The organism is Lentzea jiangxiensis (genome assembly GCF_900104175.1).
In the GTDB taxonomy this organism is placed as follows: domain Bacteria; phylum Actinomycetota; class Actinomycetes; order Mycobacteriales; family Pseudonocardiaceae; genus Lentzea; species Lentzea jiangxiensis.
The window spans coordinates 80,196-99,910 of sequence record NZ_FNIX01000006.1 but is presented as its reverse complement, the minus strand read 5'-3'; the positions used below and the strand labels follow the sequence as shown (position 1 = coordinate 99,910).

Here is a 19,715-nt window from a genome sequence, read left to right as displayed (position 1 = left end):
TCTAGCGTGGCGGCGTGGCCAACGAGGTGACGATCCCGCTGCTGCCGTGCGAGTCCATCGACGAGGTGGCCGAGTTCTACGTGATGCTCGGGTTCACCGTCACCTACCGCCAGTACCGGCCGAACGCCTACCTCTCGGTGCGGCGCGAGGAGATCGAACTCCACTTCTTCGGCATCCCCGGCTACGACGCCGAACGGTCGTACAGCTCGTGCCTGATCCAGCTCGAAGATCCGCGGGAGCTGTACGAGGTGTTCGCCGCGGGGATGCGCGCGGTGTACGGGCAGGTGCTGCTCACCGGCATCCCGCGGATGACACGGCCCCGGCGGGACGGGTTCCTGGTGGTCGACCCCGGCGGCAACTGGATCCGCGTGGTGCCGGCCGTGCGGGAGTCCGTGCGGTCGAACGGGCTGTCGCGGGCGTTGACCAGCGCGGTCACGCTGGCCGGGTCGCACGGTGCGGAGCGGCAGGCGTTGAAGATCCTCGAAGGCGCGCTGGTGCGGGAGGTGCACGCCTCGGAGGAGGAGCGGGCGTCGGCGCTGGAGTTCCGCGAAGAGCTGCTTGAACGTCTTGATCCACATAGGTGGTCTTAGCGGTGTGGAGCCGCAGTGGGGCTTGGAGGTCATCAAGCTCACGGGCAGGCCATCTGGATCACTCCGACCTGGGACGACCACACCGAACGACGTTGTTCGTGCTCGGTGGGACCGTGCTGCTGTTCGCTTGAGCAAATAGCTCGGTGTCGTTTCGGCGATGCCGGGCTTAGCTTCGGGCGGTGGCGAACGAACTGACGATTCCCCTCCTGCCCTGTGCCGACATCGACGAGATGGCGGCCTTCTACGAGATGCTCGGCTTCTCGGTCACCTATCGGCAGACGCGGCCGAACCCGTACGTCGCCTTGCAGCGTGAGGACCTCAACCTGCACTTCTACGGGTTGGAGGGACACGTTCCGGAGCACTCGCACAGCACGTGCGTGGTCATCGTCGAGGACACCGGACCGTTGTACGAGGCGTTCGCGGCGGGGATGCGGGCGGTGCACGGAAGGTGCTCATCTCCGGCATCCCGCGAATGACCCGGCCGCGGTTGCGCAACGACCGGTACACCGGGTTCGTCGTCGTCGACCCGGCCGGCAACTGGATCCGGATCACCAAGGCGGCTCAGGAACCCGAGGCGCGCACGAAGCTGGCCCGCGCTCTCGAGAACGCGGCCCGGCAGGCGGACGCGCGCGGGGACGAGCGGCAGGCGTTGAAGATCCTCGAAGGCGCGCTGAAGCAGGCCGACGGCTCCGAACCGGAACTGCTGGAAGCCCAGGCCTACCGCGACGAACTGGTCGAGCGGATCACTTCGTCCGAGCCGCGTCCAGGCGCTTGAGAGCCGCCCGGACCACCTCGGGGTCGTAGGTCGTCCAGAACGGAGGGAGGGAGGCGCGGATGAAACCGCCGTAACGCGCCGTGGCGATGCGCGGGTCGAGGACGGCCACCACGCCCTTGTCCGACATCGACCGCAGCAAGCGGCCCGCGCCCTGGGCCATCAGCAGAGCCGCGTGCGTGGCGGCGACGGTCAGGAAGCCGTTGCCGCCACGGGAGTTCACCGCCTTCTGCCGTGCGGAGGCCAGCGGGTCGTCCGGGCGCGGGAACGGGATCCGGTCCATGATCACGAGCTGGAGGCTCGGGCCCGGCACGTCGACGCCCTGCCACAGCGACAGCGTGCCGAACAGGCACGAGCGCTCGTCCTCGGCGAACTTCTTGACCAGCAGGCCCGTCGCGTCGTCGCCCTGGCAGAGGATCGGGTGGTCGAGCCTGTCCCGCAACGCTTCCGTGGCCGCCTTCGCCGCCCGCATCGAGGAAAAGAGCCCGAGCGCGCGACCGCCCGCCGCGTTCACGAGGCCCTCGATCTCGTCGAGGTACTCCGGCGGCAGCCCGTCCCTGCCCGGCTGCGGCAGATGCCTTGCCACGTAGAGGATTCCGCTCGTGCCGTGCTGGAACGGCGAGCCAACGTCCAGGCCGGTCCACTTCGGACCGTCGATGTCCTTCTCGGTCGCCGCGCCCTCGATCTTGCGGACCTTCTCCGACGGCGGCAGCCCCCACTGGCGCGCCATCGCGTCGAAGGCGCCGCCGAGCGTCAGCGTCGCCGACGTCAGGACCGTGGTGCGCTTGGCGAACAGCCGTTCCCTCAAGAGCCCGCCCACACCCAGCGGCGCGACCCTGAGCGACGGCGCCTTCTGGTTGAAGTCGCCCGACACCCACACGACGTCGCGCTCTTCGTCGAACGCCTCCAGCACGCGCACCGCGCAGTCGTGGACCTCTTCGAGCAACGCCAGCGCGAGCTTGCGCGCCGTCGCCCCGTCCGGGTCTTCCTTCCTCTCCGACCCCATCGCGGACACGCAGTTGTGCGCCGCGTCGCGCGTCGCCGCCAACGCCCCCGCGAGCGCCCGCGGCAGCGCGTCGAGCCGGCCGGACGGCATGTCCTCGAGGATCATCGCGAGCCCGTCGCCCGCCTCGGCCAGCCTGTCCGCGATGTCCTGGTCGATGAGCCTGCCGCACCGGCGCGCCGCCACGGACACGGACGCGCCGCTCAGCTCCTCGGTGGCCACGGACGTGACGCGGTCGACCAGGTCGTGCGCCTCGTCGATGACCACCACGTCGTGGTCCGGCAGGACCTGGTAGCCCTCCAACGCGTCGATGGCGAGCATCGCGTGGTTCGTGACCACGACATCGGCTTTGCCCGCCTCGGCCCGCGCCCGTTCCGCGAAGCAGTCGGACCCGATCGGGCACTTGCTGACGCCGAGGCACTCCCGGGCCGTGACGCTGACCTGCCGCCACGCCTGTTCGCTGACACCGGGCACCAGCTCGTCGCGGTCACCGGTCTCGGTGTCCGACGACCACTCGTGCAGCCGCTTCACCTCACGCCCGAGCTTCGACACCGCGAACGGGTCGAACAGCGCGTCGTCCTCCGGCTCGTCGGGTGCCCCGTTGTGCACGCGGTGCATGCACAGGTAGTTCCTGCGGCCCTTGAGGATGGCGAACGTGGGCTCCCGTCCCAGCTCCTTCTTGAGCGCCTTGGCGAGCCGCGGCAGATCCCGGTCCACCAGCTGCCGCTGCAGAGCGATCGTGGCCGTCGAGACCACCACCGTCTCCTCCTCGGCCACCGCGTGCCGGATCGACGGAACCAGGTACGCCAACGACTTGCCCGTGCCCGTGCCCGCCTGGACCGCGAGGTGCTCGCCGGTGCGGATCGAGTGGTCGACGGCCTCGGCCATCTCCACCTGACCGGGGCGCTCCGCACCGCCGACGGCGTGGACGGCGGTCTCGAGCAGGCTCAGGGTGGGGGGAACTTCAGGCACGGGACAGACCGTACCCGGCGGGTCCGACAGCACCGGTCAGGAGTGGCGGAGTGGGTGGGCTTGAGGGTGGCGTGCGTGTACTAGGGGCGTGCGACGGCGCGAGAAAGCTCACCCACTCCGCCTGGACTCAGTCGCCACCTCCGCCGCACCCACCACCACAACCGCCGCCGTCCCCTCCACTGCCACAGGAGTTGGAGGAACACCCGCTTCCGCAGCTGCCACTCGAAGACGGGTCCCGGTGGGGCAGCATCCCGGCCACAGCGGCCGAAAGCCCGAACATCCCCGCCACGGCCAGCCCGCCGACCCGGCCGCGCAACCCGCACACCGCCACCGCGCCCAGCGGGTCCTGCGGTGACACGCGCCGCTCGGCCCGCTTCAAGGCGACGTGACCGGACCGGGTCCGCAGGCGGCCGGGATCACGGGTCGCCAGCACGGTGCCCCACACGAACAGCAGAACACCGGCCGCGTAGCAGGACCAGTCGGGCAGGCCGGGTGCGAAGCCGTCGACGAACGACGTCACGGGACGAACGACCTCCGGCCACACCCAGTCGAGGAACCCGACCGCCACCAGACCGAACGCCAGGATGAACAGCCACGGGTGCAGGCGGGGGCGCAGCGAACGGCGGCGGCGCAGCAGGCGGCGGTCCGCCAGGTGGCCGCGCAGGCCCGCCGCTTCGGTCGAGGACGCCGTGCCGCCCAGGACGTCGTGCAGCGAGCGGCCGTAGCGCGTGTTCTGCAGTATGTACGACTCAAGAGGTGTGGACGGGCCTCGGCCGGGGACGTGGACGGCGCTCACCACGCCTTCGCGGGAGATGCGCACCAGGCCCGCCTGCACCAGGCGGGCCAGGGCCACCTCGGCCGCGCGGGCCGGGCCGCCGGCCAGGCAGCCCAGCTCTTCGGGGGTATGCGTGGTCACGCGGATTTCTCGGCCGCGGAACCTACGTCGTTACGTCGGTCAGGATCCGGTCGAACAGGTCGATGGTCGCCTGCGTGTGCGATGCGCCCAGCTCTACCGAGGGGTCCCGGCGGGCGGCGACGATGTCGGCGAGCGGCAGGTCCGGCCAGCGGGCCGCGGCCAGTTCGCCGGCGCGGGACTTGCTGACGATGTCACCGGTCCTGATCGTGTGCCACAGCCGGGCGGGACCGAGTCCCACCCAGAGGATGCCGTCGCGCGGCAGCGACTCCACAGCGCGGACCTGCGCGAACAAAGGCGTCCAGTAGCTGACGAGGTTCCCGCGGCAGTAGTCCTCGACCTCGGCCGCGGTGACCGGGCATGTGGGGCGTGTGCCGCGCACGGTCTGACCGACGGTCCGCAGTTGTTGCCACAGCACGGGAGTGATCTCGCCGGCCAACGGCGTCACGGCGGAAACCGGCTTCTCCAGCGAGCCCGCCGGCACGACGGCGACGTCGGCGCCCTCGAAACCAGGCACCTCGGCGGGGGACGACAGCTCGACCACGATGTCGAGGTCCGAGTCCGCGACCACGTCGTCCAGCACTCGTGAGCCGTAGAGATGCGCGCCCGCCACGAGACCGGGCAGACGCGCATCCAGGAAGGACAGGTACTCCCCGGGTGTGATCACCTGGTCCAAGCTACCGGCGGCGCACGAGCGCCCAGGCTCCCGGCAGCAGACCGGCGGCGAGCGCGATCTTCAGGGCGTCACCGACCAGGAACGGCAGCACGCCGACGGACAGCGCCTTGCCCAGCGACATCCCGGTCATCGCCATCAGCCACGGCACGCCGACCGAGTAGATCGCCAGGTTGCCCAGCGCCATCGTGCCGATGGTGCGCAACGGCGTGCGGTCGCCGCCGCGTCCGGCCAGGTAGCCGACCAGGGCACCGGCGAAGACGAAGCCGACCACGTAGCCGAGCGACACCGGGACGCCGGACGAGCCGCCCTGGAACCACGGGACGCCCGCGACACCGGCGATCAGGTACAGCAGCATCGAGGTCGCGCCGCGCTGCCAGCCGAGAGCGGCACCCACGAGCAGTGCGGCGAACGTCTGGCCGGTCAGCGGAACAGGGCTGCCGGGGATCGGCAGCGCCACCTGAGCGGCGAGACCGGTGAGAGCGGCACCGGCGACGACCAGGGTCAGGTCGCGGACCAGTGCCCCCGGCACGAAGTCGGCGAGCACGGTGCGACGGGGCGCGAGTGCGAGAGCCACGTTCCCTCCCAGGCGGAATCGAGTGAACCGAGGTTAACCAGGGAGACTCGAGAACGTCTTTGTCCGATGTCTACAAAGTGACCGGTTACACACATGTATCTCACACGTCGAGAGCGACCTTGCCGTCACGCGCTCTTCGTTGCGCCGCGTCTTGGTCCAGCCGTTGTGGCCGCGCACCAAACGGATCAGCGCACGCCACGACGTGATGCAGAGGTGTAGATGTACAACGCGTAACCGAACCCGTACCCGATCGACCTCCAGGGGATCGGGTGGACCACCGTGCCGAGCAACTGCATCCACGGTTGCGCGAGGTAGTGCATCATCTCGGCGGCACCGAGGGTCGTCAGGTGGCCGTAGTCCCAGATGCGCCGCAGGTAGCGCATGCACTGCATCGTTCCCTGACCCCATCGGGTGCGTTGCGCCAGGAAGCGCCGCATCGAGTAGAGGACTTCCTGGTTCACGTGCGTGTTCAACGAGAACCCGGTGTGCCAGCCCGCCGTCAGCAGGTGCACGCCGAGCTCGAAGTCCTCCGGCAGCGAGCCGCGCCACGGACTCCCGGCCGGCCCGGCGATCGAGTCCAAAGCGGACAGTCCTGCGCGTCCTGGTTCCCGCGCACCCGAACCCGGTGTGCGCGAGACGACCGAACGCATGCTCGCCGTCGACGCCGGGTGCGCCTGGCTCGTCGGCACCGACACCACCCGCATCCTCGCCGAGGCGGGCCGGGTGCTCGGCTTCCGGCTGCGCCTTCCGCTGGGGCGCAACCCGTTCGGCGACGGGCGTGCCGCGGTCCGGGTGTGCTCCGCGCTGGAGGGGCTGGCGGCCCTGCCGCGCCGCGAGCCGTACGCCACCCTGGCCGGTGTCCGCTGAATGTCACTCGGTCGGGTAATCGCGATTTCCCCAACGGGTGATGTGACCGCCCAGCCGTCAGCGATGCCATGTCGCACAACCATTATCGGGTGGTGGGAAATCGAGCCTTGAAAGCACCGATGCGCAAAAGCTTCATCGCGGGCGCTGTGGTCGCGCTGACGTTCGCGACCGCGGCCCCCGCGCTCGCGGCCAACCCTCCCGGCAGGGCGTCGGCGGGCTCCGCGGACTTCGCGAAGGAGGGCCAGGCCTACCAGGTCGCGCCGCTCGCGGTGTGCGACGTGAACCCGGACGCCGCCGGCACCGTCACCGGCGCGAGCCCCGCCGTGAGCACGACCGGGCTCAAGTTCGGCGAGACCAGCTCGTCCTGCACGACCGAGGTCGTCAACCCGGACGAGTTCCTGACGAGGACGAGGTCGGCGGCCAGGGGGTCGGCCTTCGAGCTGTCCGCGCTCACCGGCGTCCGGGGGCCGCGCCTCAAGATCGGCGAGTGGGCGATCACCTGCGACGCGACTGACAAGGGCACCAGCGCCGGCTGGGAGCTCAAGGGCATGTCCGGCTGGACGGGGCTGCCGACGCAGATCCCGCCGGGGTACGTGCACGAGGTCAAGGCGAACAACGGCACGGTGCTCGCCAAGGCCAAGTTCACCGACGCGGTGTTCCCGGTGCCGAACGACGGCAGCGTCAGCATGACGCTGCTGAAGATCACGTTCGAGCCGTCGTCCGGCTACACGGGAAGCGTCACCGTCGGCACGGTGGCGTGCTCACCGACGCCTTAGGCGACCCGGACACCCGCGGCGAGCAGCTCCTCGACGGCGGCGTCGCGGGTCGTCGGGGCGACGGCCGCCGTCAGGTCGACGAGCACCGTCGTGCGGAAGCCGTTGCGTTGCGCGTCCAGTGCCGTGGCGCGCACGCAGTGGTCCGTCGCGATGCCGACGACGTCGACCTCGGTCACGCCCTTCTCCGTCAGCCAGCCAGCGAGGTCGTTCTCCGCCTCGAAACCCGAGTAGGCGGCGGCGAAGCGGCCCTTCGAGAACACCTGCTCGATGCCGGACACGTCGAGCTCCGGGTGGAACGACGCACCGGGCGACCCGGCCACGCAGTGCACCGGCCAGGAGTCGATGAAGTCCGGCGTGAGGGAGAAGTGCGGTCCGGGGTCGACGTGGTAGTCCCGGGTCGCGACGACGTGGTCGTACGACGAGGCGGCGATGTGCTGCGTGATGGCCGCCGCCACGGCCGCACCACCGGCCACGGCCAGGGAACCGCCTTCGCAGAAGTCGTTCTGCACGTCGACGACGATCAATGCCTTCGTCATGTCAGCCTTCCAGGTAGATCGTCGGGATCGCGGGCTCGCCGCGCGAGAGCTTGAGGCCCTCCCACGGCACGCTCACCAGGGCAGCGCGCAGGCGCTCGCGGCTCTGCTCGAGCGTGGGAACGTCGTCGGTGAGCTTTCCGCCGCGCATCAGCGGGATCTGCACCAGCCTGTCGTGCGGGCCGAGCTCGGGCTCCGACGGCGCCTGGAACACGACCTCCTCGATGGCCGTGCCCGTGTCCTTGTGGCGGCGCAACGCCTGCTTCCACCCGCCGCGCGACTGCTTCGACGAGCTGCGCTTCTCGACGTGCCTGCCGTCGACCTCGACCAGCTTGTAGACCATGCCGGCGGTCGGCGCGCCGGACCCGGTCACGACCGACGTGCCGACGCCGTACGCGTCCACGGGCTCCGCGCGCAGAGCGGCGATCGCGTACTCGTCGAGGTCGCTCGACACGACGATCCGGGTGTTCTTCGCGCCGAGCGAGTCGAGCTGGTCGCGCGCCTGCCGGGCCATCACGCCGAGGTCGCCCGAGTCGATCCGGATGGCGCCGAGCTCCGGGCCGGCGACGTCGACGGCCTTCTTGATGCCCTCGGAGATGTCGTAGGTGTCGACCAGCAGCGTCGTGCCGACCCCCAGCGCCTCGACCTGGCTGCGGAACGCCTCTTCTTCGGTGTCGTGCAGCAACGTGAACGCGTGCGCGCACGTGCCGGCCGTCGGGATGCCGTGCCGGCGGCCCGCCTCCAGGTTGGAGGTGGCGTGGAAGCCCGCGAGGTACGCGGCCCGTGCACAGGCCACGGCGGCTTCCTCGTGCGTGCGGCGGGAGCCCATCTCGATCATGTGACGGCCGTTGGCGGCGGACACCATGCGGGCTGCGGCGGAGGCGATGGCGCTGTCGTGGTTGAGGATCGAGAGAGCGAGCGTCTCCAGGACGACCCCTTCCGCGAACGACGCCCTCACCGTCAGCACCGGGGATCCGGGGAAGTAGAGCTCACCCTCGGGGTAGCCGTCGATCTCGCCGGAGAACCGGTAGTTCGCGAGCCATTCCAGGGTCGCGTCGTCCACGACGGAGTTGCGGCGGAGCTGCTCGACCTCCTCCTCGCCGAAGCGGAAGTCCGCGATCGCGTCGAGCAGCCTGTTCACGCCGGCGACCACGCCGTAGCGGCGCCCGTCGGGGAGCCTGCGCGCGAAGACCTCGAACACGCACGGACGGTCACCGGTTCCGTCACGCAGCGCGGCCGCGAGCATCGTGAGCTCGTAGTGGTCGGTCAGCAAGGCCGTCGAGTTCATGGTCACCAACCCTAAGGTCGCATCCGGTTTACCCGCACGCGGTCTCCGTCACTGCGGCGAACATGACACCATTGGCGGTATGACCACGCCCGTCGAACAGGAACGGACGCAGCCGGAGGCCGTCGGCGAGGAGATCGCCGCCGAGGACCGACCGTGGCAGACCGTGGTCTGGAACGACCCGGTGAACCTCATGTCGTACGTGACTTACGTGTTCCAGAAGCTGTTCGGTTTCAGCAGGGACAAGGCGACCAAGCTGATGCTCGACGTGCACCACAAGGGCAAGGCGATCGTGACTTCGGGTACCAAGGACAAGGTCGAGGCCGACGTGGCGAAGCTCCACGCGGCGGGCCTCTGGGCGACCATGCAGCGGGCCTCGTGAAGCGGTGGATCCGCGACGGCGACGTCGTCGTCGGCAGGCTGGACCGGCAGGAGGCCGCGGTCGTGCGCGGTCTGGTCAGCCAGATCCAGGACATGCTGCTGGCCCGCGCCGAGGAGACCCCCCAGGACGAGCTCGCGGAGCTCACCGGCATCAGGACAGGTCCGTCGGAGGCTCCCGACGACCCGATCCTGGGCAGGCTGCTGCCGGACTTCCACCGGCTCGACGACGACGCGCCCGACCCGGACGAGGTCAACTCGGCGTCAGCGCTGCGCTCGTTGCACGAACCGGAGCTCCTCGACCACAAGACGGGTGCCGCCGAGGTGGTGCTGAAGACCTGCTCGCCCGACGGCGGGGAGATCAGGCTCACCATCCCCGAGGCCGAGGCCTGGATGGCGTCGCTGAACGACGTGCGTCTGGCCCTCGGGACGGCGCTCGACGTGACCGAGGACATGCCGGACGAGCTGCCGCCGGAGGACCCGAGATCACCGCACCTCGGCGTCTACCACTGGCTGACCTGGGTGCAGGACACCCTGGTCGAGGCGATGATGCCGTGATCCCCGGCGTCCTCGTCGGCCACCACCACCGGGTCGAACCGGGCTGGGCCACGGGCACGACCGTGGTGCTCGTGCCCGGTGGCGCGGTCGGTGCCGTCGACGGACGGGGTGGTGCGCCCGGAACGCGCGAGACCGACCTGCTGGACCCGGCAAATCTGGTCCAGCAGGTGCACGCGGTCTGCCTGTCGGGCGGGTCCGCGTACGGGCTCGCGGCCGCGGACGGCGTCATGCGGTGGCTCTCGGAACGCTCGATCGGCTTCCCGGTGGGCGCGCAGCCGCACCACGTCGTGCCGATCGTGCCGGGCGCGGTGATCTTCGACCTGCCGATGTCGGAGTGGGGCAACCGGCCGGACCCGTCGTTCGGCCACGCGGCCTGCGAGGCGGCGTCGGAGCGGTTCGAACTGGGCTGCGTCGGCGCGGGTGCCGGCGCGCGGGTCGGGTCGTTGAAGGGCGGCGTCGGCGTCGCCACGACGACGGTCGGCGCGCACCAGGTCGGCGCGTTGGCCGTGGTGAACGCCGCCGGTGAGGTCGTCGACCGCGCCTGCGGCCTGCCGTGGCTGCCGTCGCTGGGCACCGAGGCCGTCGTGCTGCCGGACCGCAAGCCCGAAGGCCTCAACACCACGATCGGTGTCGTCGCGGTGGACGCCGATCTGTCCAAAGCGGAGTGCCGGCGGCTCGCGATGGCCGCGCAGGACGGCCTGGCCCGCGCCGTGCGGCCGGCGCACACCATGTTCGACGGCGACACGGTGTTCGCGCTGGCCACAGGTGCCGTGCCGCTGGCGGGACCGCGTGCGTTCGCGCTGGACGCCCTGTGCACGGCCGCCGCGGACATGTTCGCCGAGGCCGTGGTGTCCGGTGTGCGCGAGGCAACTTCTTTGAACGGCGTGACGGCGTTCCGCGACCTCTGAGTGGGTAACCCCCGCGCATGGCGGATGTCATCGATCAAGCAGCAGGTGTCGTCACGGAGCTCGCACCGCCCGGCGCGGCGCGCGAGATCCCCGGCCGGGAACTGGCGGTGGTCGCGCCCGCGGGGCTCTTCGCCGCGGCGTTCCTCGTGCCCCCGGCGGTGGGGAAGGTGCTGATGAAGCTCGGCGTCGCCGCCACACCGCTCGCCGCGTGGGCCGAGCTGGCCGCATGGCGCGGCCTCGACCAGGGGCAACGCCGGCGCGGCGTGGCGTTGCTGGCCCTCTACCTCGTGGTGGTGCTCAGCAGGCGTCGATGAACGCCTTGAAGTTGTCGACGTTGCGCTCGACCTGTTCGCGCAGCGGCTTCTCGAGCACCCCGCGACCCAGCTTCATGATCCCGGACAGCTCGAACTCGTTGTCGCACACCAGGAGCGTGTGTCGGTCGTCGACCGCCGAGTGGCGGTTGGCGATCGTGTGGACCATGCCGGGCGTGCGGTAGCGCGGGACCCGTTCGCCGGCGGTCGCGGACAACACCGTCTCCTCCAGCGTGGACTTGCGGTACCTCAACGTCGCCGTCGAGCCCGCCGCGCCGGGGGTGGCGGTGTGGTGCGTGATGCCGACCAGGTCCGGCTGCCACTCGTGCAGGTGGGCCGGATCGGACGTGAGCACCCGCACCGCTCGATCGGCTGGTCGAGCACGACCTCCTCGGTGAACCTCACCGCAGCACCTCCGTCCACGCGTCGCTGATCCGCTGGGCCTGCACGCCCGCGGCCGCCAAGTCCTCGGGCGAGGCCGTGGCGACCCAGTCCTTCGCGGCGCCTTCGGGCAGGTCACCGGCCAGGAACTTCTCCAGCGCGCCCAGGCCCATCTCCCAGCCGGCGCCGAGACCCCACACCGCCGGCGAGGCGTTCGGGATGAGCTCGCCGGGCACGGGGGAGTGCGACAGCGTGAGGACCGTCGAGTCGCCGTCCTCCTCGAGCCGCACGACGACCTCGGTGACGCCGCCCATCTCCCAGGTCAGGCCGATCTCACGGGGCCGGTCGCAGCGGACGACCTCGCCGCCCGCGTTGCCCTCCAGCTGGTAGCGGCCGCCCTCGCGCAGGTCGCCGCTGATCGGCAGGAACCACCTGACCAGGCGTTCCGGTGTGGTGATGGCGTCCCAGACGTCCTCGCGGTCCGCCTTGTAGTGCCTGCGGACGACGAGCTTGCCGTCCTCGTAGGAGCGGTCAGTCATCTTCTGCCTCCAGTCTGCGTTCCCGCCTGCCCCTGGCCAGTTCGGTGGTGAGCGCGTCGAGGTGCGGTTCCCAGAACCGCCGGAAGTGGCCGAGCCACGCGTCGACCTCTCGCAACGGGTCCGGTGCGACCGCGTACAGCCGTCGCGTACCGGCGGGTCTCACCTCGACGAACCCGTTCGAGCGCAGCACCTTGAGGTGTTGCGACACGGCGGACTGGGTGATCCCGAACTCCGCCTGGACGACCTCGCCGACGTCGCCCGCCGCTCGTTCACCGGTGGCGAGCAGCTCCAGGATTCGTCGGCGGACCGGGTCCGCGAGTACGTCGAACGCGTGCACGAAGGCAACGATAGTAGTCTTAGCTAATATAAGCGAGAGCTAAATAAAGGAGCGTGACGTGGGTATCTCGCATACCGAGACAACTCCCGTCAGCCCGTAGGATTGAGCACGTGCTGGTGATTCGCCGTGACCTGGTGGACGCGATGGTGGCCCACGCGCGCCGCGACCATCCCGACGAGGCGTGCGGGGTGATCGCCGGGCCGTTCGGGTCCGACCGTCCCGAGCGCTTCATCGAGATGGAGAACGCGGAGCGGTCGCCCACGTTCTACAGGTTCGACGCGGCCGAGCAGCTCAAGGTCTGGCGCGAGATGGACGCGAACGACGAGGTGCCGGTGGTCATCTACCACTCGCACACGGCGACCGAGGCGTACCCGTCCCGCACCGACGTCTCGTTCGCGGGCGAGCCGGAGGCGCACTACGTGCTGGTCTCCACGCGTGACCCGATCGAGCACGAGCTGCGGTCGTACCGCATCGTCGAAGGTGTCGTGACCGAGGAACCGGTCAAGATCATCGAATCCTGAGTTGCACCCGTTTCCCGGAGGTAGAACCACCATGGCAGTCACCGTGTCGATCCCGACGATCCTGCGCACCCACACCGGGGGCGAGAAGTCGGTGTCCGCCACCGGTACGACGCTCGCCGAGGTCATCGACGACCTGGAGAACAACCACGGCGGCCTCAAGGCCCGCCTGGTCAAGGAGGGCTCGCTGCACCGGTTCGTCAACGTCTACGTCAACGACGAGGACGTGCGCTTCTCCGGTGGCCTCGACGCCGAGGTGAAGGACGGCGACAACGTCACCATCCTCCCGGCCGTCGCGGGCGGCTGATCCTCCCCATGACCCGCTACGACTCGCTCCTGGACGCGCTCGGCGGCACACCGCTGGTGGGCCTGCCCCGCCTGTCGCCGTCCGAGGACGTGCGCATCTGGGCGAAGCTCGAGGACCGCAACCCGACCGGCTCGATCAAGGACCGGCCCGCGCTGGCCATGATCGAGGCGGCGGAGCGGGACGGCGTGCTGCGTCCCGGCGCGACGATCCTGGAGCCGACGTCCGGCAACACCGGCATCTCGCTCGCCATGGCCGCGAAGCTCAAGGGCTACGGCCTCGTGTGCGTGATGCCGGAGAACACCTCGACCGAACGCCGGCAGATGCTGCAGGCGTACGGCGCCCGGATCGTGTTCTCCCCTGCCGCGGGCGGGTCGAACCAGGCCGTCGCCACCGCCAAGGAGCTGGCGAAGCAGAACCCGGACTGGGTCATGCTCTACCAGTACGGCAACCCGGCGAACGCCGAGGCGCACTTCCGGGGCACGGGCCCGGAGATCCTCGCCGACCTGCCGGAGATCACGCACTTCGTGGCCGGCCTGGGCACGACGGGCACGCTGGTCGGCGTCGGCCGGTACCTGCGCGAGACCAAGCCGGACGTGCAGGTGATCGCCGCCGAACCCCGGTACGGCGAGCTGGTCTACGGCCTGCGCAACCTCGACGAGGGCTTCGTGCCGGAGCTGTACGACGAGTCGGTGCTGACCGGGCGGTACTCGGTCGGATCGTACGACGCGTTGCGCCGCACCCGGCAGCTGCTCGAGACCGAGGGCATCTTCGCCGGCATCTCGACGGGCGCGATCCTGCACGCCGCACTGGCCGTGGCGCAGAAGGCCGTGGTGGCGGGGAAGTCCGCGGACATCGTGTTCATCGTCTGCGACGGCGGGTGGAAGTACCTGTCCACCGGTGCCTACTCCGGCACCCTGGACGAGGCGGCGGCGCGGCTCGACGGGCACCTCTGGGCTTAGCCCGACGATCTTGTCGGTGGTGCTGGGTAAGTTGTGACGCAGGGGTTCCCAGTTCGGGGGGACGCCTGCGTCAGCCTGTTCTCGGCCTCTGCGGTGACACGCCCGCGTTGGCCGCGGTCGACGGCACGTCCGCCGCAGCTGTGACTCCCCGCACCCCGGCTCACCGCCGCCCAGAACCGCTCCCGCACGGCCCGAGGCGGCTCCGGAACACCCCTCCAGGCCGGGTGCGTCAGCCGTTGAACGCCGTCCCCGGCACGCCCTGCCCCACGCCCGGCAGCACCAGCACCGACCCGTTGAGCTGCCGGTCCGCCAACGCCTCGTCGGACAGCCCGACGCGCGCGGAGGTGACGTAGAGGTCGGTGAAGTCCGCCCCGCCGAAGCAGCACGCCGTCGGGTTGTCGACCGGCACCTCGATCTCGCGGTCGAGCTCACCGGCGGGCGTGTAGCGGCGCACGGCGCGACCACCCCACAGCGCGACCCAGACGCACCCGTCGGCGTCGACGGTCAGCCCGTCCGGCCAGCCGTCGGTGTGGCCGACGTGGGTGAGCGGGCGGCGGTTCGCGACGGTGCCGGAGGCGTTGTCGAAGTCGAGGACGTCGATGCGGCGGGTCGGGGTGTCGATGAAGTACATGAGCTTCGCGTCCGGGCTCCAGCCGACGCCGTTGCTCGTGTTCACCTCGTCCAGCACGACCTTCGCGGAGCCGTCGCCGGTGACCCTGGCGAGCCAGCCCTCGTCCGCCGCCTGGTCGTAGCGCATGGTGCCGGCCCAGAGGCGGCCCGACGGGTCGATGCCCGCGTCGTTGCCGCGCACGCCCTCGCGAGCCCAGTAGACGAGCCAGTTCTTGGTGCCGTCGCGGTCGATCAGCGCGATGCCGTCGCGCAGGTTGCAGACGATGCCGCCCTGCGCGCGCGGCTTGGCGGCGCCCACGTGCTGCGGCACGGTCAGCACCGCGTCGTCGTCGCGCCCAGGGGCGTACCGGTGCACCTCGGAGGCGAGGATGTCCACCCACAGCAACGTGGAGCTGCCGTGGTCCCACGTCGGCCCCTCGCCCAGCTGGGCGGAGGCGCGTACCGCTACTTCGATCGACACCCGGCCACCCTAATCGCCACGTACGCTGGACTGGTGGACCGCACCGCGCTGGCGAAACGGGTCATCCCCCCGCACCCCGTGCTGTCGTTGCTCGTCGTGGCGGGGTTCGTCGGTTTCCTCTACGTCGTCGAGGCCTTCGACGTGACGACCGGCGGCTCGCTCGAGGACGACGGCGTGCGGCCGCGCGACTTCGGCCAGTGGGACAACCTGCTCTGGATGCCGTTGATCCACGGCGACTGGAGCCACCTCACCGGCAACGCCGTTCCGTTGCTGCTGCTCGGTTTCCTCGCCACCTCGGGCGGGCTGAAGCAGTTCTTCCAGGTCACCGCGGTCATCTGGCTGTCGTCGGCGCTGGGCGTGTGGGTGCTCGGCAGTCCCGGCAGCCACATCGGCGCCTCCGGCCTGGTGTTCGGGTTCCTCGCCTTCCTGCTCGTGCGCGGGATCTTCGCGCGCTCGTGGCTGCAGCTGCTGATCGCGGTCGGCGTGTTCGCGCTCTACGGGGCCGCGCTGTGGGGCGTGCTGCCGGGGCAGCCGGGTGTCTCGTGGGAGGGCCACCTGTTCGGCGCACTCGGTGGAGTTCTGGCGGCGTGGGGTGTTTCTCGCGACAACCGCCGCAGTACGACACCCGCTACATTCACGGCGTGACGATCGGGATCATGGACTCGGGCGTCGGCGGCCTGACGGTCGCCCGCGCGATCATGGACCAGTTGCCGGGCGAGTCGATCCACTACATCGGCGACACGGCGCACGGTCCCTACGGGCCGCTGCCGATCGCGCAGGCGCGCAAGCACGCGCTGGAGATCTGCGACCGGCTGGTCGACGAGGGCGCGAAGATGCTCGTGATCGCGTGCAACACCGCGTCCGCCGCCTGCTTCCGCGACGCCCGCGAGCGCTACGACGTGCCGGTGGTCGAGGTGATCCTCCCGGCGGTGCGGCGTGCCGTGATGACGACGAGGTCCGGTCGCGTCGGCGTGATCGCGACGGTCGGCACGATCAACTCGCACGCCTACCAGGACTCGTTCCAGGCGGCGCGGGACGTGACGGTGACGGCGGCGGCGTGCCCGCGGTTCGTCGACTTCGTTGAGCGCGGCACCACCTCGGGCCGGCAGGTGCTCGGGCTCGCGCAGGCCTACCTGGAGCCGTTGCAGCGCGCCGAGGTCGACACCGTCGTGCTGGGCTGCACCCACTACCCGCTGCTGACCGGCGTGATCCAGATCGTCATGGGCGAGCGCGTGACGCTGGTGTCGAGCGCCGAGGAGACGGTCAAGGACGTCGTGCGGCTGCTGACCGAGCGCGACGACTTCGCGTCCGAACCGCCCGTGCACCGCGTGACGTGCACCGGGCCGCCGGAGCGGTTCGCGAAGCTCGCCGCCCGGTTCCTGCCGACCTTCGAACAGTGGGGCTGATGTGCTGCTGACCGTGCTCGGCTGCTCCGGCAGCATCCCCGGACCCGGCGCGGCCGCCTCGGGCTACCTGCTGGAGGCTGACGGGTTCACGCTGGCGCTGGAGTTCGGCAACGGGGTGCTGTCGCGGTTCCAGGAGGAGCGGCCGCTGTTCTCGATGGACGCGCTGGTCCTCTCGCACCTGCACCCCGACCACTGCGTGGACGTGTCTTCCCTCTACGTGGCAAGGAAATACCACCCCGACCCGCCGTCGTCGCCGCTGCCCGTCCACGCGCCGGCAGAGGCCCATGAGCGGTTCATCGCCGCCTACGCGCCGAACGAGGCGGAGCGCTCGGCACTGGACTTCAGCGACGTGTTCTCGTTCCACCCGCTCGGATCCACGGTCCGGATCGGACCGTTCACGGTGGACTCCGCGGTCGTGGCACATCCTTGCGAGGCTTACGGGTTCCGGATCTCGTGCGGTGGCGCGACGCTCGCCTACACCGGCGACAGCGGCCCGTGCGCGGCGCTCGACGAGCTGGCCTCGGGCGTCGACGTGCTGCTGAGCGAGGCGAGCTGGACCCACGCTCCCGATCGCCAGCCCGACCTGCACCTGTCGGGACGCGAGGCGGGTGAGCTGGCCGCACGGGCGGGGGCCGGGCGGTTGCTGATCACGCACGTGCCGCCGTGGACGTCGCGGGAGGCCGTGCTGCAGGAGGCCAAGTCGGCGTTCGACGGGCCGAGCGAGCTGGTCGTGCAGGGCGGCCGGTACGAGGTGGGGGAGCAGACATGATCGAGATCGAACGCGTCGGTGACCACGAGTTCGTCGCCACAAACGGGCGCGGCGCGTCCGTGCGGATCGGGCGCAAGGGCCAGGAGGGGTCGTTCAGCCCCGTCGAGCTCCTGGCCGCCGCGGCCGCGGGCTGCGCGGTGGTGACGTCGGAAACGCTGATCCTGCGCAGAACGGGCGGCGGCGAGCTGACAGCGCGGGCGGACGCGGTGCAGTCCGAGAGCGGCAACGAGGTGATCTCCATCCCCGTGACGCTCTCGTACGACCTGTCCGCCGTCGACGACCCGGAGGCGCTCGAGGTCGTCGTCCGCCGCGCCGTGGAGCAGTTCTGCACGGTCACGCGCACCCTGAAGCAGTCGGCGACGGCCCCGCTTCAGCTGCCGACACCGCTCCAGACGGCCTCCGACCCGCTGTGACCGGCCCGCACGGTCTGCACCGTCGTGCCGACCGCGAGCACCACGACCAGCACGGACACCACGACTGAGATCACCCGCCACGTCTTCGTGGCGGGTGCCTCCGCCTGGCGTTCCCGGTCGGCGAGCCGGCCCGCGACCAGCAGCGCGATCACCGCGACGCCGAAGCCGAGCGCGAGGGGCAGCAGCATGTCGCCGAGGTCCGCGTGCGCCTGGATGACGGGGTTCTGCACGCCGTTGCGCGCGAGACCTGCCTGGAGGTCCTCCCCGGTCCGCGTCGCCGCCGGAACGGAGGCGACACCGGCCAGCGTGACCCCGAGAACGACCCAGGAGTACCTGCGCCGCCACGCGGGCACCAAGGCGATCGCGACCGCGCACAGAGCCGTGAGGGGCAGCAGCACGACCACCGCGTGCACCAGCAGGGGGTGGAGCGGAATACCGTCGATCGTCAGCATGTCTCTCCCTACGCCATGGCGCTCCGCAGGGTTCATTAGGGTAGGTGCCGTGGTGCGAAGCGATGGCCGAAACGACGACGTGTTGCGTGACATCCGGATCACGCGTGGATACCAGACCTGGCCCGCGGGCTCGGTCCTGGTCGAGTTCGGGAACACCCGCGTGCTCTGCGCCGCGAGTGTCACCGAAGGCGTCCCCCGCTGGCGTCAGGGCTCCGGCCTCGGCTGGGTGACCGCCGAGTACGCGATGCTCCCGTCGGCCACGCACAGCCGCAGCGACCGCGAGTCCGTGAAGGGCCGGATCGGCGGCCGCACCCACGAGATCTCGCGCCTGATCGGCCGGTCGCTGAGGGCCTGCATCGACCTGGCGGCGCTGGGCGAGAACACCATCGTCATCGACTGCGACGTCATCCAGGCCGACGGTGGCACGCGTACGGCCGCGATCACCGGCGCCTACGTGGCCCTGGCCGACGCCGTCACGTACCTGGGCGCCGCCGGCCGCCTCGCCGACCCGTCGCCGCTGTCCTGCGCGGTGTCCGCCGTGTCGGTGGGCGTCGTGGACGGACGGGTGCGCCTCGACCTCCCCTACGAGGAGGACTCCCGCGCCGAGGTCGACATGAACGTCGTCGCCACCGACGCCGGCACCCTGATCGAGGTCCAGGGCACGGGCGAGGGCGCCACGTTCGCCCGGTCCACTTTGGACCGCATGCTGGACGTAGCCCTGCGCGGGTGCGCCGAGCTGAACCGGATCCAGGCCGAGGTGCTGGCGCAGCCGTACCCCGGCGTGCTGCCGGAGCCGAAGTCCGGGGGCAAGCGGTGAAGCTGCTCCTGGCTTCGCGCAACGCGAAGAAGCTCCGCGAGCTGCAGCGCATCGTGGTGGCCGAGTCGCTCGAGGGCATCGAGGTGCTGTCGCTCGCCGACGTGCCCGAGTTCCCCGAGGCCCCGGAGACCGCGCCCGACTTCGAGGGCAACGCGCTCGCCAAGGCCCGTGACGCCGCCGCTGCCACGGGACTGGTCTCGGTCGCCGACGACTCCGGGCTCGCCGTCGACGAGCTGAACGGCATGCCCGGCGTGCTGTCCGCCCGGTGGTCCGGCCGGCACGGTGACGACGACGCCAACCTGGACCTGTTGCTGGGACAGCTCGGCGACGTGCCGGACGAGCGTCGCGGCGCTGCCTTCGTCTCGGTGGTCGCGCTCGTCGTGCCCGGCGGCGAAGAGGTCGTCGTGCGCGGCGAATGGCGTGGCGCGTTGCTGCGGGCTCGCCGCGGCACCGGCGGTTTCGGCTACGACCCGATCTTCGTGCCCGAGGGGTACGAGATCACCTCGGCGGAGATGACGGCGGAGCAGAAGGACGCGGAGTCGCACCGCGGCCGCGCCCTCAAGCTCCTGGTCCCGCACCTGCGCAAGCTCGCCCGGTAGTACCGGCGACGA

At 70.8% G+C, this 19,715-nt stretch carries 29 protein-coding genes and 1 pseudogene; 18 read left to right on the top strand and 12 right to left on the bottom strand.

The window, feature by feature from the left end:
• Nucleotides 1-14: 14 nt before the first annotated feature.
• From BLQ91_RS19540 to BLQ91_RS42745, 3 genes are all read left to right on the top strand, one after another.
• Complete coding sequence (locus tag BLQ91_RS19540) at nt 15-590, top strand: bleomycin resistance protein (protein ID WP_090098374.1); 576 nt, start codon at nt 15-17, stop codon at nt 588-590.
• 179 nt (nt 591-769) lie between these two features.
• Nucleotides 770-1,066: a VOC family protein gene (locus tag BLQ91_RS42750; protein ID WP_245733679.1), complete on the top strand. Its 297-nt coding sequence runs from the start codon at nt 770-772 to the stop codon at nt 1,064-1,066.
• Nucleotides 1,063-1,365: a hypothetical protein gene (locus tag BLQ91_RS42745; protein WP_245733678.1), complete on the top strand. Its 303-nt coding sequence runs from the start codon at nt 1,063-1,065 to the stop codon at nt 1,363-1,365. The genes BLQ91_RS42750 and BLQ91_RS42745 overlap by 4 nt, the downstream gene beginning before the upstream one ends.
• On the opposite strand, the gene BLQ91_RS19530 is transcribed toward BLQ91_RS42745, so the two are convergent.
• The 5 genes and pseudogenes from BLQ91_RS19530 to BLQ91_RS19510 all read right to left on the bottom strand — a co-directional run.
• Complete coding sequence (locus BLQ91_RS19530) at nt 1,334-3,337, bottom strand: ATP-dependent DNA helicase (protein ID WP_483810819.1); 2,004 nt, start codon at nt 3,335-3,337, stop codon at nt 1,334-1,336. The genes BLQ91_RS42745 and BLQ91_RS19530 overlap by 32 nt on opposite strands.
• A gap of 127 nt (nt 3,338-3,464) precedes the next feature.
• The gene (locus tag BLQ91_RS19525; RefSeq protein ID WP_176959829.1) at nt 3,465-4,253 is read right to left on the bottom strand and encodes a TIGR04222 domain-containing membrane protein; all 789 of its coding nucleotides are present in this window, start codon (nt 4,251-4,253) and stop codon (nt 3,465-3,467) included.
• 22 nt (nt 4,254-4,275) lie between these two features.
• Nucleotides 4,276-4,917, bottom strand: coding sequence for a nucleotidyltransferase domain-containing protein (locus BLQ91_RS19520; protein ID WP_143022719.1), 642 nt, complete (start codon nt 4,915-4,917; stop codon nt 4,276-4,278).
• A gap of 10 nt (nt 4,918-4,927) precedes the next feature.
• Nucleotides 4,928-5,500 (bottom strand): biotin transporter BioY, encoded by a 573-nt coding sequence (locus tag BLQ91_RS19515; protein ID WP_245733677.1) that lies wholly within the window; start codon nt 5,498-5,500, stop codon nt 4,928-4,930.
• Nucleotides 5,501-5,632: 132 nt separating this feature from the next.
• Nucleotides 5,633-6,090 (bottom strand): annotated as a pseudogene (locus BLQ91_RS19510) (glycosyltransferase family 2 protein); the annotation flags it as partial.
• Between the two features lie 37 nt (nt 6,091-6,127).
• On the opposite strand from BLQ91_RS19510, the gene BLQ91_RS19505 reads away from it, so the two are divergent.
• Both BLQ91_RS19505 and BLQ91_RS19500 read left to right on the top strand, forming a co-directional pair.
• Nucleotides 6,128-6,367 carry a UDP-N-acetylglucosamine 2-epimerase gene (locus BLQ91_RS19505; protein ID WP_245733676.1) on the top strand — a complete coding sequence of 80 codons (240 nt, stop codon included), beginning with the start codon at nt 6,128-6,130 and terminating at the stop codon, nt 6,365-6,367.
• 119 nt (nt 6,368-6,486) lie between these two features.
• Nucleotides 6,487-7,143 (top strand): hypothetical protein, encoded by a 657-nt coding sequence (locus tag BLQ91_RS19500; protein WP_090098368.1) that lies wholly within the window; start codon nt 6,487-6,489, stop codon nt 7,141-7,143.
• On the opposite strand, the gene BLQ91_RS19495 is transcribed toward BLQ91_RS19500, so the two are convergent.
• Both BLQ91_RS19495 and BLQ91_RS19490 read right to left on the bottom strand, forming a co-directional pair.
• Nucleotides 7,140-7,679, bottom strand: coding sequence for an isochorismatase family protein (locus tag BLQ91_RS19495; RefSeq protein WP_090098366.1), 540 nt, complete (start codon nt 7,677-7,679; stop codon nt 7,140-7,142). The genes BLQ91_RS19500 and BLQ91_RS19495 overlap by 4 nt on opposite strands.
• 1 nt (nt 7,680) lies before the next feature.
• On the bottom strand, nt 7,681-8,964 hold the full coding sequence (locus BLQ91_RS19490) for a nicotinate phosphoribosyltransferase (protein ID WP_090098674.1): 1,284 nt from the start codon (nt 8,962-8,964) through the stop codon (nt 7,681-7,683).
• Between the two features lie 79 nt (nt 8,965-9,043).
• Between BLQ91_RS19490 and clpS the strand changes: the two genes are divergently transcribed.
• From clpS to BLQ91_RS19470, 4 genes are read left to right on the top strand one after another with little or no spacing between them, the layout of a single operon-like run.
• A complete protein-coding gene (gene clpS / locus BLQ91_RS19485; RefSeq protein ID WP_045310228.1) occupies nt 9,044-9,343 on the top strand; it encodes an ATP-dependent Clp protease adapter ClpS in 300 nt (99 codons plus the stop codon).
• A complete protein-coding gene (locus BLQ91_RS19480; RefSeq protein WP_176959828.1) occupies nt 9,340-9,897 on the top strand; it encodes a DUF2017 domain-containing protein in 558 nt (185 codons plus the stop codon). The genes clpS and BLQ91_RS19480 overlap by 4 nt, the downstream gene beginning before the upstream one ends.
• Complete coding sequence (locus tag BLQ91_RS19475; RefSeq protein ID WP_090098365.1) at nt 9,894-10,805, top strand: P1 family peptidase; 912 nt, start codon at nt 9,894-9,896, stop codon at nt 10,803-10,805. The genes BLQ91_RS19480 and BLQ91_RS19475 overlap by 4 nt, the downstream gene beginning before the upstream one ends.
• Before the next feature lie 17 nt (nt 10,806-10,822).
• On the top strand, nt 10,823-11,119 hold the full coding sequence (locus tag BLQ91_RS19470; RefSeq protein ID WP_090098363.1) for a hypothetical protein: 297 nt from the start codon (nt 10,823-10,825) through the stop codon (nt 11,117-11,119).
• Here BLQ91_RS19470 and BLQ91_RS19465 read toward each other — a convergent pair.
• The 3 genes from BLQ91_RS19465 to BLQ91_RS19455 are packed head-to-tail and all read right to left on the bottom strand — an operon-like array spanning nt 11,103 to nt 12,373.
• Nucleotides 11,103-11,471, bottom strand: a complete 369-nt coding sequence (locus BLQ91_RS19465; RefSeq protein WP_176959827.1) for an SRPBCC family protein — start codon at nt 11,469-11,471, stop codon at nt 11,103-11,105. The genes BLQ91_RS19470 and BLQ91_RS19465 overlap by 17 nt on opposite strands.
• 46 nt (nt 11,472-11,517) lie before the next feature.
• Complete coding sequence (locus BLQ91_RS19460; RefSeq protein WP_090098359.1) at nt 11,518-12,036, bottom strand: SRPBCC family protein; 519 nt, start codon at nt 12,034-12,036, stop codon at nt 11,518-11,520.
• Nucleotides 12,029-12,373: an ArsR/SmtB family transcription factor gene (locus BLQ91_RS19455; RefSeq protein ID WP_090098358.1), complete on the bottom strand. Its 345-nt coding sequence runs from the start codon at nt 12,371-12,373 to the stop codon at nt 12,029-12,031. Before BLQ91_RS19455 ends, BLQ91_RS19460 begins: the two co-directional genes overlap by 8 nt.
• A 110-nt stretch (nt 12,374-12,483) precedes the next feature.
• Here BLQ91_RS19455 and BLQ91_RS19450 point away from each other — a divergent pair, with 110 nt between their 5' ends.
• Genes BLQ91_RS19450 through BLQ91_RS19440 form a run of 3 tightly spaced genes read left to right on the top strand, consistent with a single transcriptional unit; the run spans nt 12,484 to nt 14,157 of the window.
• Nucleotides 12,484-12,894, top strand: coding sequence for a M67 family metallopeptidase (locus BLQ91_RS19450; protein ID WP_090098356.1), 411 nt, complete (start codon nt 12,484-12,486; stop codon nt 12,892-12,894).
• Between the two features lie 31 nt (nt 12,895-12,925).
• Nucleotides 12,926-13,198 (top strand): MoaD/ThiS family protein, encoded by a 273-nt coding sequence (locus tag BLQ91_RS19445; RefSeq protein WP_090098354.1) that lies wholly within the window; start codon nt 12,926-12,928, stop codon nt 13,196-13,198.
• A gap of 8 nt (nt 13,199-13,206) precedes the next feature.
• Nucleotides 13,207-14,157 (top strand): PLP-dependent cysteine synthase family protein, encoded by a 951-nt coding sequence (locus BLQ91_RS19440; RefSeq protein ID WP_090098352.1) that lies wholly within the window; start codon nt 13,207-13,209, stop codon nt 14,155-14,157.
• 229 nt (nt 14,158-14,386) lie between these two features.
• Here the strand turns inward: BLQ91_RS19440 and BLQ91_RS19435 are convergent, their stop codons facing one another.
• Nucleotides 14,387-15,247 carry an SMP-30/gluconolactonase/LRE family protein gene (locus BLQ91_RS19435; protein ID WP_090098350.1) on the bottom strand — a complete coding sequence of 287 codons (861 nt, stop codon included), beginning with the start codon at nt 15,245-15,247 and terminating at the stop codon, nt 14,387-14,389.
• 33 nt (nt 15,248-15,280) lie between these two features.
• On the opposite strand from BLQ91_RS19435, the gene BLQ91_RS19430 reads away from it, so the two are divergent.
• Genes BLQ91_RS19430 through BLQ91_RS19415 form a run of 4 tightly spaced genes read left to right on the top strand, consistent with a single transcriptional unit; the run spans nt 15,281 to nt 17,835 of the window.
• Nucleotides 15,281-15,892: a rhomboid family intramembrane serine protease gene (locus tag BLQ91_RS19430; RefSeq protein WP_245733675.1), complete on the top strand. Its 612-nt coding sequence runs from the start codon at nt 15,281-15,283 to the stop codon at nt 15,890-15,892.
• A gap of 11 nt (nt 15,893-15,903) precedes the next feature.
• Nucleotides 15,904-16,653, top strand: coding sequence for a glutamate racemase (murI, locus tag BLQ91_RS19425; protein WP_090098672.1), 750 nt, complete (start codon nt 15,904-15,906; stop codon nt 16,651-16,653).
• Nucleotide 16,654: 1 nt separating this feature from the next.
• Complete coding sequence (locus BLQ91_RS19420; RefSeq protein WP_090098348.1) at nt 16,655-17,422, top strand: MBL fold metallo-hydrolase; 768 nt, start codon at nt 16,655-16,657, stop codon at nt 17,420-17,422.
• Nucleotides 17,419-17,835: an OsmC family protein gene (locus tag BLQ91_RS19415; RefSeq protein ID WP_090098346.1), complete on the top strand. Its 417-nt coding sequence runs from the start codon at nt 17,419-17,421 to the stop codon at nt 17,833-17,835. The genes BLQ91_RS19420 and BLQ91_RS19415 overlap by 4 nt, the downstream gene beginning before the upstream one ends.
• On the opposite strand, the gene BLQ91_RS19410 is transcribed toward BLQ91_RS19415, so the two are convergent.
• Complete coding sequence (locus BLQ91_RS19410) at nt 17,793-18,287, bottom strand: DUF2231 domain-containing protein (protein ID WP_245733674.1); 495 nt, start codon at nt 18,285-18,287, stop codon at nt 17,793-17,795. The two genes, BLQ91_RS19415 and BLQ91_RS19410, sit on opposite strands and share 43 nt — an antisense overlap.
• Before the next feature lie 49 nt (nt 18,288-18,336).
• Between BLQ91_RS19410 and rph the strand changes: the two genes are divergently transcribed.
• Both rph and rdgB read left to right on the top strand, forming a co-directional pair.
• Complete coding sequence (rph, locus tag BLQ91_RS19405) at nt 18,337-19,104, top strand: ribonuclease PH (protein ID WP_090098342.1); 768 nt, start codon at nt 18,337-18,339, stop codon at nt 19,102-19,104.
• Nucleotides 19,101-19,703 carry an RdgB/HAM1 family non-canonical purine NTP pyrophosphatase gene (gene rdgB / locus BLQ91_RS19400; protein ID WP_090098339.1) on the top strand — a complete coding sequence of 201 codons (603 nt, stop codon included), beginning with the start codon at nt 19,101-19,103 and terminating at the stop codon, nt 19,701-19,703. The genes rph and rdgB overlap by 4 nt, the downstream gene beginning before the upstream one ends.
• Nucleotides 19,704-19,715 lie beyond the last annotated feature (12 nt).